Origin of the sequence: Grimontia sp. SpTr1, assembly GCF_947387585.1 — a bacterium.
Lineage (GTDB): Bacteria > Pseudomonadota > Gammaproteobacteria > Enterobacterales > Vibrionaceae > Enterovibrio > Enterovibrio indicus.
Genome location: NZ_CANDOD010000002.1, coordinates 210221 through 227210, shown reverse-complemented (window position 1 = coordinate 227210; position 16990 = coordinate 210221). Strand labels below are relative to the sequence as shown.

Annotated in this window: 16 protein-coding genes; 1 reads left to right on the top strand and 15 read right to left on the bottom strand. The window is 42.3% G+C overall.

The window, feature by feature from the left end; all coding sequences use genetic code 11:
• Positions 1-14 precede the first annotated feature (14 nt).
• From cpsG to rfbB, 4 genes are all read right to left on the bottom strand, one after another.
• Complete coding sequence (gene cpsG / locus QL223_RS05245) at positions 15-1379, bottom strand: phosphomannomutase CpsG (protein WP_281544107.1); 1365 nt, start codon at positions 1377-1379, stop codon at positions 15-17.
• Positions 1380-1384: 5 nt separating this feature from the next.
• Positions 1385-2806 carry a mannose-1-phosphate guanylyltransferase/mannose-6-phosphate isomerase gene (locus tag QL223_RS05240; protein ID WP_002535572.1) on the bottom strand — a complete coding sequence of 474 codons (1422 nt, stop codon included), beginning with the start codon at positions 2804-2806 and terminating at the stop codon, positions 1385-1387.
• A 152-nt stretch (positions 2807-2958) separates the two neighbouring features.
• Complete coding sequence (gene rfbA / locus QL223_RS05235) at positions 2959-3858, bottom strand: glucose-1-phosphate thymidylyltransferase RfbA (protein WP_281544106.1); 900 nt, start codon at positions 3856-3858, stop codon at positions 2959-2961.
• Between the two features lie 20 nt (positions 3859-3878).
• Positions 3879-4940 (bottom strand): dTDP-glucose 4,6-dehydratase, encoded by a 1062-nt coding sequence (rfbB, locus tag QL223_RS05230; protein WP_281544105.1) that lies wholly within the window; start codon positions 4938-4940, stop codon positions 3879-3881.
• 494 nt (positions 4941-5434) lie between these two features.
• Between rfbB and wecA (QL223_RS05225) the strand changes: the two genes are divergently transcribed.
• Positions 5435-6511, top strand: a complete 1077-nt coding sequence (gene wecA, locus QL223_RS05225; RefSeq protein ID WP_281544104.1) for a UDP-N-acetylglucosamine--undecaprenyl-phosphate N-acetylglucosaminephosphotransferase — start codon at positions 5435-5437, stop codon at positions 6509-6511.
• A 2-nt stretch (positions 6512-6513) separates the two neighbouring features.
• Here wecA (QL223_RS05225) and QL223_RS05220 read toward each other — a convergent pair whose 3' ends face one another.
• The 11 genes from QL223_RS05220 to QL223_RS05170 all read right to left on the bottom strand — a co-directional run bounded on the left by QL223_RS05220 (position 6514) and on the right by QL223_RS05170 (position 16987).
• On the bottom strand, positions 6514-7680 hold the full coding sequence (locus tag QL223_RS05220) for a nucleotide sugar dehydrogenase (RefSeq protein WP_281544103.1): 1167 nt from the start codon (positions 7678-7680) through the stop codon (positions 6514-6516).
• An 85-nt stretch (positions 7681-7765) separates the two neighbouring features.
• Positions 7766-8158, bottom strand: a complete 393-nt coding sequence (locus tag QL223_RS05215) for a hypothetical protein (protein ID WP_281544102.1) — start codon at positions 8156-8158, stop codon at positions 7766-7768.
• A gap of 181 nt (positions 8159-8339) precedes the next feature.
• Positions 8340-9419 carry a UDP-N-acetylglucosamine--undecaprenyl-phosphate N-acetylglucosaminephosphotransferase gene (gene wecA / locus QL223_RS05210; RefSeq protein WP_281544101.1) on the bottom strand — a complete coding sequence of 360 codons (1080 nt, stop codon included), beginning with the start codon at positions 9417-9419 and terminating at the stop codon, positions 8340-8342.
• Between the two features lie 326 nt (positions 9420-9745).
• Positions 9746-10570 (bottom strand): UTP--glucose-1-phosphate uridylyltransferase GalU, encoded by an 825-nt coding sequence (gene galU / locus QL223_RS05205; protein ID WP_281544100.1) that lies wholly within the window; start codon positions 10568-10570, stop codon positions 9746-9748.
• A 157-nt stretch (positions 10571-10727) separates the two neighbouring features.
• Entirely contained in the window at positions 10728-11894 is a 1167-nt protein-coding gene (locus QL223_RS05200; protein WP_281544099.1) for a nucleotide sugar dehydrogenase, read from the bottom strand.
• Between the two features lie 13 nt (positions 11895-11907).
• Positions 11908-12369, bottom strand: a complete 462-nt coding sequence (gene pssE, locus QL223_RS05195; protein WP_281544098.1) for a PssE/Cps14G family polysaccharide biosynthesis glycosyltransferase — start codon at positions 12367-12369, stop codon at positions 11908-11910.
• Positions 12366-12803, bottom strand: a complete 438-nt coding sequence (gene pssD, locus QL223_RS05190; RefSeq protein ID WP_281544097.1) for a PssD/Cps14F family polysaccharide biosynthesis glycosyltransferase — start codon at positions 12801-12803, stop codon at positions 12366-12368. The genes pssE and pssD overlap by 4 nt, the downstream gene beginning before the upstream one ends.
• 34 nt (positions 12804-12837) lie before the next feature.
• Positions 12838-13860, bottom strand: coding sequence for a glycosyltransferase family 4 protein (locus tag QL223_RS05185; RefSeq protein WP_281544096.1), 1023 nt, complete (start codon positions 13858-13860; stop codon positions 12838-12840).
• Entirely contained in the window at positions 13850-14590 is a 741-nt protein-coding gene (locus tag QL223_RS05180; RefSeq protein ID WP_281544095.1) for a glycosyltransferase family 25 protein, read from the bottom strand. Before QL223_RS05180 ends, QL223_RS05185 begins: the two co-directional genes overlap by 11 nt.
• Positions 14587-15657, bottom strand: a complete 1071-nt coding sequence (locus tag QL223_RS05175) for a glycosyltransferase 61 family protein (protein ID WP_281544094.1) — start codon at positions 15655-15657, stop codon at positions 14587-14589. The genes QL223_RS05180 and QL223_RS05175 overlap by 4 nt, the downstream gene beginning before the upstream one ends.
• Entirely contained in the window at positions 15641-16987 is a 1347-nt protein-coding gene (locus QL223_RS05170) for a hypothetical protein (RefSeq protein ID WP_281544093.1), read from the bottom strand. Before QL223_RS05170 ends, QL223_RS05175 begins: the two co-directional genes overlap by 17 nt.
• Positions 16988-16990 lie beyond the last annotated feature (3 nt).

The window sequence follows — 16990 nt, the reverse complement described above, 5'->3', positions numbered from 1 at the left end:
ACCTCTCTACTCTACTATTTCCGCAATAGAGCAAGTATTTCTTCGGTTTTAGCCTGCATAAGCTCAACATCCTGTTTAGACTCGACATTCAAGCGAACAACAGGTTCAGTATTGGAAGATCGGAGGTTAAAGCGCCATTCCTCAAATTCGAGACTGATACCGTCAGTGGTGTCTTTGACTTTAGCTTCAGGCTCATAAGCCTGTCTTACTCTCTCAATAGCCGATTGCGGGTCTTCCAGCTTAGAGTTTATTTCACCTGAAGATGGATAAGCAGCAATTCGCTCTTTAACCATGTCGGAAAGAGACATATTTTTCGTTGAGAGTAGCTCTGTAACCAATAGCCAAGGGATCATCCCACTGTCGCAATATGCAAAGTCTCGGAAGTAGTGGTGAGCACTCATTTCACCGCCATAAATAGCGTCTTCTTTTCGCATTCTTTCTTTAATAAATGCGTGACCTGTTTTCGACATAATGGGCTCACCGCCCGCCTTTGTCACAACATCAATAGTGTTCCAGCTCAAGCGAGGGTCATGGATGATTTTTGCCCCAGGATTCTTCTGGAGAAATGCTTCTCCAAGCAGCCCAACGATGTAGTAACCTTCGATGAATTCACCTTTTTCATCAAAGAGAAAACATCGGTCAAAGTCTCCATCCCATGCAATACCCATGTCTGCACTGTGCTGTTTTACAGCTGTGGCCGTGTCTTCGCGACACTCAGGCAACAGAGGGTTCGGAATACCATTCGGGAAATTGCCATCTGGATGATGGTGAACTTTTACAAACTCAACCGGAATTCCAAGCGCTTCAAAGCGGAGCTCAAGTTCGTCGATCACATGCCCTGCGGCACCATTACCTGCGTTTACAACCAGTTTTATCGGCTTGATATTTGCCGGAGTAATGTATGTCAAAAGATGGTCGACATACGCTTCCAAGTTTGAGGTTTTTGTCAATTGCCCTTTGCGATCAACGGATTCAAAGTTGTTCTCTTCAGCAAGCGTTTTTATATCGAATAAGCCAGTATCACCACTGATAGGTTTTGCGTCTTCGCGAACCAGCTTCATACCGTTATAGTTCATAGGGTTGTGGCTAGCGGTGACTTCAATACCACCGTCCGTTCCCAGAAACTTAGTCGCGTAGTAGATTTCTTCAGTGCCTGTCATGCCGATATCAAGCACATCGACGCCGGCGTCCATCAGTCCTTCAGCGACGGCCAATTTAAGAGACTCAGAAGTCAACCTGACATCCCCACCAACGACAACCGTTTTCGGCTTCAAATACTGGCCAAATGCGCGGCCAATTCTATAGGCGATATCTTCATTCAGTTCAGGGCCTAATTCACCACGAATATCATAGGCTTTAAAGCAGCTAAGCGTCGTCATTTCAATTAATATCCTTCACCAGGGGAGTCAATTCTTACGATGTCGTCTTCTTCTAAGTAAGCCCCTGTTCTAACTTCAATTAACTCTAAAGGGATCTTTCCTGGGTTTTCAAAAGAGTGCGCGGAACCAACAGGAATGTAAGTCGATTCATTTTCCGCAACAAAGTACTCATCATCACCGTTGCGAACTTTGGCCGTACCAGAAACCACAACCCAATGCTCGGCTCTATGGTAGTGAATCTGAGTCGCGGTTCTTCCACCCGGTTTCACTATCACATGCTTCACGTGATAGCGCTCCCCGTCAGCGATCTGCTCATGGTAACCCCAAGGACGGAAAACTTCCCGATGTTGGAGATGCTCAGTTCGCTGTTCTTTCTTCAGTTGGTTAACAATGTTTTTCACACGTTGGACATGATCTTTATGTGTAACCAGAACTGCATCTTTAGTTTCAACAACAATCAAATCGCTGACACCAACTGTCGCCACCAATCTACTCTGGGCATTAATGTAACTATTTGTAGTCGTATCAGAAATCACATCTCCGATAACAACGTTCCCTTCCGCACTTTTGTCTTCTATATCCCAAAGTGCTGACCAAGAGCCAACGTCACTCCAACCAGCCTGCATAGGAACCACGGCCGCAAGGTTGGTTTTTTCCATTACTGCATAGTCGATAGAATCATCAGGACAGCGTTCAAATTCACTTTCATCCAAGCGAACAAAGTCCAGATCCTGACGCGCTTTTTCCAATGAAAGCCTACAAGCGCTCAAAATGTCTGGGCTAAACTTTTCCAACTCAGCGATGAAAGTTGAAGCTTTAAACATGAACATGCCGCTGTTCCAGTAGTACTTACCTGAAGCCACATATTCTTCGGCAGTAGCCAAATCAGGCTTTTCCACGAAAGCTTCTACAGTGTAAGCATCGTCGGTCACTGGTGTGCCATGCTTAATGTACCCGAAGCCCGTTTCAGGTTTATCAGGAACGACTCCAAATGTCGTCATAAAGCCATTCTCAGCAGCCAGTGCTGCCGCTTTAACAACGTCCGTGAACGCATCGCTTTGCTTGATAACATGATCCGATGACAACACGAGCAAAATTGGATCTTCACCAGATTCGACGGCTTTTAGTGCCGCAATGGCAACTGCTGGAGCGGTGTTTCTACCAAATGGCTCCAAAATAATGGCTTCCGGATCGATGCCAGCGGTTCGAAGCTGCTCCGCAACGAGGAAGCGGTGTTCCTGATTACAAATAACCAGAGGCGGCAGGTGCTCAATATCTTCAAGCCGGAAAATCGTCTCTTGCAACATAGTGTACTTCGACACTAAAGAGAGAAACTGCTTAGGGAAAAATGTTCGAGACATTGGCCACAGTCGTGAACCAGAGCCACCAGCCATCACAACTGGCAGGATTTTATTTCTATTTTTCATAATCTTACCATCATATCAATTTTGCCTATTGAGCATTTGATAGTTTTAATTCTTTTATCGGCAGCATTAAATCGACAAATTATTCTTTTAAAGCCTCAAATATCAGTGAAGGTTCACTCTCTGTTCAACGAGGCTTAGTATGACTTGGGGGTCTATTCCCCCAGCCGGATTTGGAGCTGTTTCGACTTTTCAGAAACCAGACGATTCAGGTACTGGCCATAGTCATTTTTCAACATAGGTCTTGCTATATCCAAAAGTTGAGCGTCATCCAGCCAGCCATTACGCCAGGCTATCTCCTCCAAGCATGCAACTTTGAGTCCCTGAACGTTCTCAATCGCCTGGACGTAGGAAGAAGCTTCATGCAAGCTCTCGTGTGTGCCAGTATCAAGCCAGGCAAAACCCCGCCCAAGCAATTCTACGTTTAACTCAGCTTGTTCCAGATACATTTGGTTGAGTGCTGTTATCTCCAACTCTCCACGCTCTGAAGGCTTTACTTTTTTTGCCAGATCTACCACACGGTTATCGTAGAAATACAAACCTGTCACAGCCCAGTTTGATTTGGGCTTTACGGGTTTTTCTTCTATAGAAAGTGCACGGTATTGCTCATCAAACTCAACCACTCCGAAGCGTTCTGGGTCTTTCACCATATAGCCAAAGACAGTCGCACCCTGATTATTGTTAACTACATTTCTCAATGTTTTGGTAAAAGACTGACCATAGAAAATGTTGTCACCTAAAATCAAACAACAAGCATCATCACCAATGAAGTCTTCACCTATGATAAAGGCCTGTGCTAAACCATCTGGCGAAGGCTGAATAGCGTACTGAATATTGATGCCAAAGGACTCACCGTTACCCAGAAGTCTTTTGAATGACAGATTGTCTTCCGGAGTGGTAATAATGAGTACGTCTCGGATACCCGCCAACATCAACGTTGACAACGGGTAGTAAATCATGGGCTTGTCGTAAACTGGCAGTAACTGCTTTGATACGCCTTTTGTGATTGGATAGAGCCTGGTTCCAGCTCCACCCGCAAGAATAATACCTTTCAACCTAGAGTGTCCTTTTCAGCTCAGATATTTCCCAAACGTTGTCTTGAATAAGACCCATCTAGAACTCGTTCCCACCAATTTGAATTTTCGAGATACCACTGAACTGTTTTTCTAAGGCCAGTTTCAAAGGTTTCCTGCGGAGTCCACCCCAGTTGCTGCTCAATCTTGGAAGCATCAATCGCATATCTCAGGTCATGTCCAGGTCGGTCTGGAACAAAGGTGATAAGATCTCTAAATGCATCCAATCCTGCTGGTAATGGCACATTCATTTCAGTCAACAAATCACAAATCGACGTCACGACTTCCAAATTCGTCTTTTCGTTGTGACCACCAATGTTGTAAGTTTCACCAACTACACCTTTTGTTACAACGCTATATAGCGCTCTTGCATGATCTTCAACAAAAAGCCAGTCCCTAATTTGGCTCCCATCACCGTAAACTGGCAAAGCATTGCCTTCGATAGCATTCAGAATCACTAAAGGGATGAGCTTTTCAGGGAAATGATATGGACCATAATTGTTTGAACAATTAGTGATCAAAACAGGTAGACCATATGTCCGGTACCAAGCACGGACAAGATGGTCACTTGACGCTTTTGACGCAGAGTAAGGGCTGCTTGGAGCATATGGCGTCGATTCGGTGAACAACGCATCGGTACCATCTAAATCACCATATACCTCATCAGTAGAAATATGATGAAAACGAAATACTTCCCGACGGCTAGCATCCATGTTGTTCCAGTACTTACGGCTCACTTCCAGAAGTGTATATGTGCCGACAATATTGGTCTCAATAAACTCTGATGGGCCATCAATGGATCGGTCCACATGGCTTTCCGCAGCCAAATGCATAATCGCATCAGGTTGATGAATGTCGAAGACCTTTTCCAGAAAGGCGCGGTCACAAATATCGCCGTGCTCAAATGAATAGCGCTCATTTTCGGCAACACTCGTCAGGGATTCTAAATTTCCCGCGTAAGTCAGCTTGTCAACATTGACGACACTATTGCCTGTATTTTCAATAATATACCTAACAACTGCAGAACCTATAAAGCCCGCGCCACCTGTAATAAGTAATTTCACTGATAACTCTCTTTGGTGTTGTAGTTTATCGTGGTGCTGGGGCCACAATATACACGGAATTCAAGGTCAAACCGAGCAATTCTTAGGGCACTAAAAACGCCTCTGCCGTTGCTTTTGCACTTACCGCAAGACTCAACCAGAAGTCGTGTCACTTTGATAACGTCTTTTCCTTATAAATTCCTTGAATAGGATCAACACAATACCAATCAACAAAACCCAACGATTTTGCTATGTAGCTTCTTCAGGGTCCGCCGCCAGGCAAACATTAAACGCAACAAAACCTCTCCCCAAACAACATTCATTAACAGCCCCTCTGATGTTAGTCAATATATTGACACTCTGTCGCATTTTATAAACACCAGTATATGCAATAGCGTCACCTTCAATCAAAATTTCGCCGATTTATCCAATAACAAAGTCCATCGCGACCCACATTAAAACAACCACATGGTGTCGCTTAAACGTCAATCGGCAAGCAAATGTTGGTGATAAGGATGTTAACTCCATACATAGGAATATCTGTCCTTTCCTTTATAACACTCTACATATTCAGGAAGGTCGCACACCCCGTTGGCTTAGTCGATAAGCCTAACGAGAGAAAACAGCACATAGGAGCGATTCCTTTAGTCGGCGGTCTTACTGTATTCAGCAGCCTGTGTGTCTATTTAGTTTTCTTTACTGACCCTAACACTTCTTGGCTTCAAATCCTCGCCTGTCTTAGCATCCTCACTTTTGTGGGCGTGCTGGATGACAAATTTGATATCAGCTACAAGATCCGCTTCTTCGTCCAAATATGCCTTTCCATCATTATGATGACGATTATCGGCCTAAAGATAACCTATCTCGGCGATCTTATTGGCGTCGGTAGTATTTCCTTTGGATTCTTGGGCTATATCATTACTGTGCTGGCGGTATTGGGCGCTATCAACGCGTTCAATATGGTGGATGGCATTGATGGGTTATTGGGCGGGCTTTCTGTCGTGACCTTTGGTGCGCTTGCTTATCTTTTCTCTTCCAGTGGTCAAACTGCGCTTGCGGGAATATGTATTGCCCTCATTAGTACGCTTATCCCTTACGTGATGATGAACCTTGGGTTGTTTGGCAAAAAACGCAAAGTCTTTATGGGCGATTCAGGCTCGATGGTCATTGGCTTTACTGCGATTTGGTTACTGCTTGAAGCCACACAGGTGAAAGAGCAAGCCGTGATGCGACCCGTGACAGCGCTCTGGCTTATCGCACTGCCACTGATGGATATGGCTGCCATTATGGTAAGAAGGGTGAAAAGAGGCGACTCGCCGTTTAAGCCAGACAGGGAACATTTACATCATATCTTTCAGCGAGCCGGCTTGAACTCCCATCAAACGCTCACCGCGATTTGCACGATTGCGCTGACCTTTGCCGCCATCGGCATTATCGGGGAGAACCTTGCTATTCCCGAATACATCATGTTCGGTCTGTTTCTCGGGTTATTCGGCATCTACTATCTGGCATTGGCCTACGTATGGAGATTGCTGACCTTCTTCCGTCGTCTGTTCAAGAAAGACAGCTTAAGCTACCAACAAGAAGGTTAGGTTCAGTCAGAACCAAAAAGATCCCGTGTGTACACCTTGTTCTCAACGCCTTTCAGGGCATCGTCCAATCGGTTGGAGACAATGATGTCCGCACGGGCTTTAAACTCAGAAAGGTCTTTGACAACCTGAGAGTTAAACAACACGTCTTCGTTCAGCACGGGCTCATAGACAATCACTTCAATACCTTTGGCCTTGATTCTTTTCATCACCCCCAGAATGGAAGAGGCACGAAAGTTATCCGAGCCTGATTTCATGATCAGCCGGTAGATCCCCACCACCTTGGGTTTTCTCTTTAAAATGGACGTGGCGATAAAGTCTTTCCGCGTGCGATTCGCATCAACAATGGCACCAATAATGTTATTGGGTACGGATTGATAATTGGCAAGCAGCTGCTTGGTATCTTTCGGTAAACAGTAACCTCCGTAGCCAAAAGAGGGATTGTTGTAGTGATTGCCAATTCTCGGGTCCAGGCACACGCCTTCAATAATCTCTTTGGAATCGAGCCCCAGCGATTCTGCGTAAGAGTCCAGCTCATTAAAATATGCCACGCGCATAGCAAGATAGGTATTGGAGAATAGCTTCACAGCCTCAGCTTCTGTCGAATGAACAAAGAGAGTTTGAACATTGTCAGCCAGTGCGCCTTGGTTCATTAACGCTGCATACGCTTTGGCCTGATCAGAAAAATCACCCACGATGATTCGGGAAGGATAGAGGTTGTCATAAAGCGCTCTACCTTCCCTCAAAAATTCAGGGGAGAACAGGATATTGTCAGCCTGGTGCTGTTTTCGAAGAGAATCAGTAAAGCCAACAGGAACTGTTGATTTAATGACAATGGTGATGGAAGGGTTCACTGACAGAATATCAGCGACGACAGACTCCACAGAGCTGGTATCAAAGAAGTTGGTTTCAGGATCGTAATCTGTGGGAGTGGCCACCAAAACAAGCTCCGCCCAGTTATAGGCTGTTTCGGCCTCCGTGGTGGCGTAGAAACTAAGTTCGGGATTTTGGAGAAACTGTTCTATCTCGCGATCAGAAATGGGAGACTGGCCTTGATTGAGTAAATCCACCTTTTCTTGAAGAATATCGACCGCAACGACCTCGTTATGTTGCGCAAGCAGCATTGCATTTGAAAGACCAACGTAACCCGTACCGACGACCGCTACCTTCATCTACCGCCCATCCCCTTTTTATCCCTAAAGCAAAATGCATCATTCGCTTCAGGTTAAGTATCAACAATGACACTTTTCTTATTATTCAGAGTATAGAAGATGAACGTTTCGCCCGACGGTGGGCGAAACCGAGCGTCACCATGGCAGAAAACAACGCAAAAACATTCACTAACGCGTCGAGCAAACTGCCCGATCTGCCAGGTATCAAATGTGCCTGTACATATTCAGATGCAATAGCAACCAGCAGTAAAAAAGTAAACGAGAGCACTTTCACGTGAAGTTGCAGTGGAAATAGCAGCACACCACTGAGGTAAAACAACACAAAGTGGAACAGCAAATCGCCGTTTCCCCAAAAGAAAGTTTTACCTTCAATAGAAAGCTGCTTGAGGCCAAAGCCTGTAAAGAGTGACAGCATCGCTAAGGCGAGGAATCCTATAACAAAAAAATACAGACCAAACCTGATCGATGAAAAAGACATGGGTTAAAAATGATTCCTAAAAAACAGGTACCCGGATTACGGGTTACGGGTTACGGGTTACGGGTTACGGGTTACGGAAGGCAACTTATCATTTTTTCTATAGAAAAAACAAAGGGCGATGGTTTCCCATCGCCCTTTGTTGTGTCTTTGCAATTTGCCGTATGTATTCGCGAGGAAGAAACTAAGCGACCTCTTCCACTAGCGGTGATTTACCCAACCAACTCCGCACCTTTGCCGTAATGCGGAAGATATGGCTAATCACACCAAAGTACACACTAAACAGGACAAGGAAACCGACAAACATTTTGGTTTCACTGACCATGTATAGCTCGCCCAGCACACCCACAAGCGCAAACAGCGACGCCAAACCACAAATAAACACCAACGTCATTCGTGGCGACAAACCGATACGCTGACAGATGTGATGCAGGTGCTCACGGTCAGGCTTAAACGGCGACTGCCCTTTGCGTACACGGCGCACCATAATGGTCGCCATATCCATGAGTGGCAATGCGATAAACCACAGCGCTGTCACTGGTTTAATGTAAGTAGAATGATCGGGCTGAGAGCCACGGATCAAGAACCACACCACGGTAAAGCCAATCAGCATGCTGCCCGCATCACCCATAAAGATCTTAAAACGAGGCCCTAGTGGAATGCCCAGATTCAGCAGCACATAAGGCACCAAAGCGGCAATAAACATCAAACAGTTAATGGCAAGTTCAGTGTTACCACCGAGATAAAACATAAACGCCAACGCTGCAAAAGTGACAGACGCCAAGCCACCGAGCAGGCCATCAATCCCGTCCACCATATTAAAGGCGTTAATGGCACCAATCACTGCCACCACAGTCACCGCATAACTTACCCAAGCAGGCAAGGCTACTGGAACGTTACCCGCAATGCTGCCCAAGCTTTCCAAGCTCACGTTGGCAGTGAAAATCATCGCCAGCGAGATACCTGCCTGCACAAACAAACGCACCTTAAAGCTGATATCGAACTTGTCATCAAGCACGCCGATAACAATCAACACAGCCCCACAGGCCAAAAACAACCAATCGGAAAAATCCTTATCAAGGTACAAAACAGACGTGAGGAAAATCGCCGCATAAATAGATACGCCCCCCACCAAAGGGATAGCGCCCGTATGCAACTTACGCGCATTCGGTTTATCAACTAAATTAACTCGCTTGGCGACTTTTCGGAAAATGAAAAGCAGCACAAACGAAAACATAAATGTAGAAAGAATTGGCAAAGACATTGTGGAGCTCACTATTTCAGGTAAAGCAAAGGCAGATGCCTAAATGGTTGGGTTTAGCTTTTTGGGGTTTAAGGGTCCTAGGGTCCGAAGGTTCTAGGGTTCTAGGGTTCTAGGGTTCTAGGGTTCTAGGAAGTTATAAACAAAGCGTAGGTATTGCGGGGAAATTACGGGGAATAAAGGTTTTAGGTCCTAGGTCCTAGAGAGATTCGTTCATAACCTCGTCCTAGCTCTAGCCCTTTATAGGACCTTGCTCTTCCCCTAGGCTCTTGCTCTTACCTAGGATCCTAGGACCTATTTTCCCTAGTACCTAGCCCTTCCCCTAGTCCCTATCTTTGATAAACATTCTCAAAGCAGTAGTTCGTCGCTTCAATAAAGCCTTCAACACTTCCGCAGTCGAAACGTTTACCTTTGAATTTGTAGGCCAGCACGCAACCGGTTTTGGCTTGTTCCAGCAAGGCATCGGTGATTTGAATTTCGCCGCCTTTGCCTGGTTCCGTTTTTTCAATAATGTCGAAGATATCCGGGGTCAGGATGTAACGGCCGATAATCGCTAGGTTACTAGGCTCAGTGCCTGGCGCTGGCTTTTCAACCATGTCAGTTACGCGAATAAGGTTATCTGTCAGCGCTTCACCAGCGATCACACCATATTTGTGCGCATCTTCCGCTGGCACTTCTTCAACCGCGACAATCGAGCAACGGAATTGCTTATATAGTGCAGCCATTTGTGCAAGCACGCCTTGCTCGAGGTTAATGCAAAGGTCATCCGCAAGCACAACCGCGAATGGGTTGTCCCCTACCAGTTCTCGGCCAGTTAAAATAGCATGACCCAGGCCCTTCATTTCGCGTTGGCGGATATAAGTGAAATTAGCGGAATCGATGACTTCACGGATATCGGTCAGCAAAGCTTCTTTGCTGGTACCCGAGATTTGATGTTCCAACTCGTAGTTTTTATCGAAATGGTCCATCAGAGAGTGTTTGCCACGGCCGGTGACAATACACATATCCGTCATGCCCGCTTGAATGGCTTCATCCACACCGTATTCAATCAGCGGTTTGTTGACGATAGGCATCATTTCTTTAGGCATGGATTTTGTTGCTGGCAAAAAACGTGTCCCGTAGCCAGCTGCGGGGAATAGACATTTTTTAATCATTTTTAATAAAGGTCCTATGGGGGAATAGGTCCTAGGTGGTAAAAGCCTAGGAGGACGTTGGAATTATTTTGTCTTGGGTAAACTCAAACAACGATGCGAAATTTGCTTTCCTTGGCCCTAGGATCTTCTTTCCTAGGTCCTATCTGTTGACCTACTTTTAATCACTACCAAACAAATCGCGGGTATAAACCTTGTCAGCGACATCCGCTAACTCTTCCGCCATTCGGTTTGATACGATGACATCTGATTTTGCTTTAAACGCATCAAAGTCGGTCATCACTTCGGAATGGAAGAACTCTTTTTCCTTCAACACAGGTTCATAAACGACAACTTCAATACCTTTCGCTTTTATGCGTTTCATGATCCCCTGAATTGAAGACGCACGGAAGTTATCAGAGCCCGACTTCATGATAAGGCGGTAAATACCGACTACTTCAGGATTTTTACGAAGGATTGATTCAGCGACAAAGTCCTTGCGAGTGGTGTTTGCGTCCACAATAGCTTGAATAATGTTGTTTGGCACATCGGCATAGTTAGCGCGAAGTTGCTTAGTGTCTTTCGGCAAACAGTATCCACCATAACCAAAAGATGGGTTGTTATAGTGGTTACCAATGCGTGGGTCTAACCCTACCCCTTCGATAATCTGGCGTGAGTCCAAGCCATGCGCTTCCGCATAGGAATCTAGTTCGTTGAAGTAAGCTACACGCATAGCAAGATAAGTGTTAGAGAACAGCTTTACTGCCTCGGCTTCTGTTGAGTCAGTAAACAGAACTTCGATATCTTTCTTCTCGGCACCCTCGACTAACAAGTTGGCGAAAGTTTGTGCACGTTCACTTCGTTCACCCACAATGATGCGAGATGGGTGAAGATTATCGTAAAGCGCTTTGCCCTCACGTAGAAATTCGGGCGAGAAAATAATATTCTCACAGCAAAGCTCTTCTTTAATTCGGTGGGTGTACCCTACAGGCACGGTAGATTTAATGACCATTACCGCTGTTGGGTTAATTGCCATAACATCTTTAATCACTGCTTCTACCGAAGCTGTATTGAAGTAATTAGTTTTTACATCGTAATCAGTTGGCGTTGCGATGATAACGAAAGACGCATCTTTATAGGCTTCTTCTTTATCTAAAGTTGCACAGAAACTGAGTTCTTTCTCCTTGAGGAAGTATTCAATCTCTTTATCAGCGATAGGTGATACCTTACTGTTAAGTAATTCAATCTTTTCTTGCATAATATCGACTGCAACAACATCATGGTTTTGCGCCAAAAGCATAGCATTAGACAGACCAACATAGCCTGTACCGGCGATAGTAATTTTCAAAAAATGGCCCTATTTAATTATCAAAGAAATCGTGTAATTCGTCATGTAGCTGAAGGCCGATAAAGAAATCAACTTTAGCGTAGTGGTTGTAAGAGGTATATAAAGCCCGCTTCAAGTGAACCTCGATTTCATTAACGTCATAGCAAACCTCTCCCAAAAATTCTGACTCAATAAACAGGGCCAACTCCTTTTGATGGTCATCTACTCGTTGCAAATTTGGAACCACTACAATTTTCTTATTCCGCTCTAATAATGAGTAAACATTTCCGGCTCCTGCGTGAGTGATTACCAAATCAGAACATTCAATTTGACTATCGAAATCTGAAGAATAAGAAAAAGAATCATGATTCCTTGGGACATACTCGCCGGATCCATACTGAATGGAAAAGTTATAGTCAGCGTCCCTAATATGATCAACCTTGCGAATGAGAGAATCAAAAGAATAAGTGCCAACAGTGACCAATATATTTTTCATAACCTTCCAGAGAATTTTGCCTTGGGGTATACATTTAGTAGGGATTCGTTCTGTACATAGAAATCAGTGGCAATATATTTCATATATTTACCGGTAAGAGATTGGGAAGAAAATCTAGACCATGTTTCTACGTGAATCACCTTGCCACCACGAAGCCTGACCAATATAGAAGGCAAGATACTAATCCCTGGACCCGTACTGATTACACATGCTTTTCTGGAAAACAGGATGAGCATAGAAATTCGACTAACCCTTAATATATGGCGGAGAAAGCTAGGCAAAGAGAATCCAGTCTTATTCCTCGCAAATCCAACATCTACCACATTGTGGAGAAATGGAGAACTTGATGTCTGCTTAATTACATCTGTAACGATCAAAGAGTCCCAGTTTTGATCTACTTCCAAAATTTGATAAAGACGCTTTAATTGAGCCATGTGCCCACCCTCTCCACCAATATATAGCAACAAGTTAGTTGAAAACATTATCGATAAACCTCTTGTTGACTACAGAAGACTGGTAATTTTTTGCTGTTTCTCGTGCGTTATTTGAAATCGTTGTGTAGGTTTCAGTTTCAATATTAAGTAGCTCCAAAACTTCCTCTACCCACCCCGAACTACTCATATCAACTACAAAACCGTTGTGCTCGTGAATCAAATATTCAGTTACCCCACCACAATCATTTGCAATTACCACTACTCCGTTTGCCATGGCTTCTAATGCAGCCAAACACAAGCTCTCCCTGTCACTAGTTACTATTAAAAAATCAAATGTACGGATAAGTGAGGGTAAATCTTCTCTTGGAATTGACTCATGCATCTGAATGTGGTCTTCAACACCACAAAAAATACCCTTAAGACTACCTTTACCGACAACCTGAAATTTAGCACCAACATTTCTAGTGATCGCCGAATCGATAAGGCTTCTGAATCTGTCTGGTCTCTTAACTGACTCCAAGCGACCAACAAAACCAACAAAACCAACTGATTTTTTAAAATCTCTAGCTTCATTGATAAAGAAGAAATCAGGGACCCCCCCAGACGCATAGATAACAATATCAACATCTCTATTTAACATGGTCTTTATATAATCAGCATATAGTCTAGAAGGAACAACTATTACGTCAGAATATGACAAAAATCTAAACACCATATTAGATTTCCCATGAACATCGCTTCCATGCACATGAGAAACAAGTTTAAATTTAAATCCTAGGATCTTTAAAATTACTGGTATATATATAACATGGGAAACATAGTGACAGTACAGATAGTCGGGCCTGAATGAAATCACTCTTGCTAATATTTTCAAATAGAACTCTAAATACGATAGAGTCTTTTTAACCTTAGATTTTTCATCTTTATTTATCGCACACAGCTTTTTATTGAAACGCGTAAATGAGAAAGCATCATAAATATCCTTTATAAAAACACCAAACGAAGGGGAGTGTGCACTTGGATACATGTTCGATACGAGTAATAGTTTAGCTTTCATAATTTCTCACTGGCATCATTTGCTTAATCAACTTCCTAAACCAACTAAACATTATTACACCCATCTTATCGCGAGAAGTTACGCCATTTTCATTACGCTCACATTCCAATGATGAATTATTGCTGGTAACTTCATCTAGTTCAATAATCTTCTCGCTAAGCCCATAGACTCTCAATTTTTTTATGTAGAAGCCACCAGTAACATAATCAAAAGGCCATATAGGTGTAGATGCGTTACTTAATATTTTTAAAGCCCCTTCTCTAGAAATAAGATATCCATGCGCTCCATAACCACAATCAGGAAATCTAAAGATTTCAATATCGGATATTAATCGCTTGCCCCAAAATGAACCGTAACCATTTCGGTAACCAAGCAACAGCAAATCAAATTCATTACTATAGTTGCCTAATATCTTATTTATTACGCTCTCAAAATTAGTATTAAAAACAATATCATCTTCACTAATAATAGCGAAATTCTTTCCTGTCTCATAAAATAATTTCAGTGCTGAAATATGTGATAGGTAACAACCTACCTCTCCAGGACTTAAAGCTCGCCCATGTGCTCTCAGAGATTCTTCTTTAAGTGAGTTTACATAATCATCATCCAATATAGCTCCGTCCACAGCCGGCACAAAAGTAAATATGGCATCAATTTCTCTGGAATAGGACTCAATTCGACTCTTCCGCTCAGTATGTTTATCCATATTTATGGTATAAATATCAATCACAGTAACTTCTCCAACCTTCCAACATCAACTTTCCAAGGTATTGAATTAGCAGATTTATCAACTGTCTTTGCATTGATCCACTTCAGCTTCAAGATATATAAGTATATTTTCCGTGTAAGGCTTAAACTAGAAAATGATTCAAAAGTAGCACCTATACTATTTGAAATACCTCTATAAAAAGCATCAAACTTAAAAATATCATGCTCGAGAAGTAACAATTTCACTCCTGGCTTACAAAAGACCACATGGCCCCATCCAGCACTAAAATCACCAATTACAACTTCGGCCGTGGAAAACAGTCTGACTTTATTTTCAAAAGAAAGTTCTTCCAAGTATACCTTTTCAAAACCTTTCTCCTTTAATAACGTATCCAACTCCTTTCTATTGGAGAGTGGACGTTTTCCATTTGAGTCGTCTCGAGCCAAATATATTTTATGACTACTATCATTTTTTTCTTTCGGTGTGCTTTCACTAATATGATTAAACATACGAAGAGCAGATTTCGAAACTTCTAAACCACAGCAACTAGGGAAACTCGGTAATATTATATTTTTATATCTCACGCTCCCGCTATGATCAACAATATCACTATTTTCGATCCCAAATAGTAATAGAGCTTCCCTTTTAAATGATTTTGAGTCCCTGTGATGAAGCAATTTAATATTGGGGTAAGAAGCTTTCAATTCGATGAATAATGCCAACCGACTGAGCGACGTAATCAACCAATGCTGATAGTTCTCTCCCCATGGATAGTCATAGATAAAAAAGTAATTATCTTCTTCGCATACTTCAACCGGGCTTTCGTTTATATAGTGGACTAACTCGTCTGAAATTAATGTACATTTTGAAGACGGAAATCCTAAATCTCTATGGAGTTTCAGACGCTTACTTATCCATACATTGTCACTGAAGTATTCATTAGTCGAACCTTCAAAGAAAACCATATCGGTGTCACTATATGTAAAGAAATCGTTATCTACCACAACGTCTTTTAATAAATAGACAAAAGACTCCAAAACACGCTCACTCTTAAATGTGAACCTACCACCACTAGCTTCTAATTTCAATTAAACCACCTTTTGTCTTTATATCACTCCAAGCAACCAATGGCCATTTCCACGCATTATAAATACACTGAGAGAAAAGCTGTGCAACTAATATCGTCTCCAAATTTGCAGACTCAAAATAATTAAGTAAAAGGCAAGAAATAACGAATGTAAATCCGAAGAATATTTGATATTTAACAAATGGCAATCTATTCGACGTGGAAATATATGCTACAGATATAGCCTGTATAAGTTCAATCAAGAATATAGTAAAACACAAAAGGATAACCCCTAAACTGGGGAGAACTATATCAGAATCCAAAACCTTTAGAAAACTAGGTGCCAAAAGTACAAATAGAGAAAAAGTTAATGAATAGCTTGAAATACTATAAAATAAAACCTTAACGCATTGATTTTTCAATGCAGTGTAATCTTCACCGGCCCTAAAACTTATAATTAGTGGCAAATTATTATTTAGAATAATAAGACAGGAAGACAGTATTATTAACGATATATTTATGACAAAGCTTACACCCGCAATTTCATTCAAAACAACATAAGAGGCGAGTAAATAGATTGTTGTTCGATTGGCTAAAAAGTTACCTAGACCACCAACACCTAACTTAAGGGCATTTCTCGTAATCTCTCTAATTATAATAGGGCATACTTTTGATGTTCTGCAATGATAAAAGTCTTTAGCTATTTCTTTTTGGTCAATAATATTAAATGTCAGAAGAGATATAGCTGATATCAATCTCGATATAGCAAGAGCCATAATCCCTAGATCGAAGAAAATCATTGAGACTGATAAAAAAAGAAAAATGATGTTTGAAAATATAGTATTCACATATATTTTAGAAACTTTACCGGAACCATGAAGGATTCCATTACTTCTCACTGACATAAGCGTGAAAATAATAGCAATAGAGAACAATAGCCAAGAATAATTCTGAGCTTCTGTCAACTCAATTTCAATAAATCCAGTATAATAAAGATATATGCCTGTCATTACACCAATACTAAGAATAAGAAGTAATGTAAAAATACGATTATTAACAGCATCTATATTAGCTAGGAGTTTTTTATCGGTGGCGTTATCTCCTGCGCTTGAAAATTCGCCACGTATAAAGGACTCGTACTTTACACCACTATAAGCATAACTGTAATACCTACTAATAGTAGCACTAAATCCGAAATCAAAAATAGTAACTAGACTATAAAGCGATACAAGCAACATCCACAATGAAAAATCTGAACTAGAAAGTTTAGAGATCACAAGTGGTATTATAATTACGTTAGAACCTAGGGAGGTTAATCGGGCCAGAACACCAAAACCAATTGACCTAAACATAAT

What these genes read in the sequence shown, in the direction of transcription:
- QL223_RS05170 (WP_281544093.1), bottom strand. Translation starts at nt 16,987, where the DNA reads ATGTTTAGGTCAATTGGTTTTGGTGTTCTGGCCCGATTAACCTCCCTA.
- QL223_RS05185 (WP_281544096.1), bottom strand. Translation starts at nt 13,860, where the DNA reads ATGAAAGCTAAACTATTACTCGTATCGAACATGTATCCAAGTGCACAC.
- pssD (WP_281544097.1), bottom strand. Translation starts at nt 12,803, where the DNA reads ATGGCTCAATTAAAGCGTCTTTATCAAATTTTGGAAGTAGATCAAAAC.
- wecA (WP_281544101.1), bottom strand. Translation starts at nt 9,419, where the DNA reads ATGTCTTTGCCAATTCTTTCTACATTTATGTTTTCGTTTGTGCTGCTT.
- galU (WP_281544100.1), bottom strand. Translation starts at nt 10,570, where the DNA reads ATGATTAAAAAATGTCTATTCCCCGCAGCTGGCTACGGGACACGTTTT.
- cpsG (WP_281544107.1), bottom strand. Translation starts at nt 1,379, where the DNA reads ATGACGACGCTTAGCTGCTTTAAAGCCTATGATATTCGTGGTGAATTA.
- wecA (WP_281544104.1), top strand. Translation starts at nt 5,435, where the DNA reads ATGTTAACTCCATACATAGGAATATCTGTCCTTTCCTTTATAACACTC.
- QL223_RS05220 (WP_281544103.1), bottom strand. Translation starts at nt 7,680, where the DNA reads ATGAAGGTAGCGGTCGTCGGTACGGGTTACGTTGGTCTTTCAAATGCA.
- QL223_RS05240 (WP_002535572.1), bottom strand. Translation starts at nt 2,806, where the DNA reads ATGAAAAATAGAAATAAAATCCTGCCAGTTGTGATGGCTGGTGGCTCT.
- QL223_RS05215 (WP_281544102.1), bottom strand. Translation starts at nt 8,158, where the DNA reads ATGTCTTTTTCATCGATCAGGTTTGGTCTGTATTTTTTTGTTATAGGA.
- pssE (WP_281544098.1), bottom strand. Translation starts at nt 12,369, where the DNA reads ATGAAAAATATATTGGTCACTGTTGGCACTTATTCTTTTGATTCTCTC.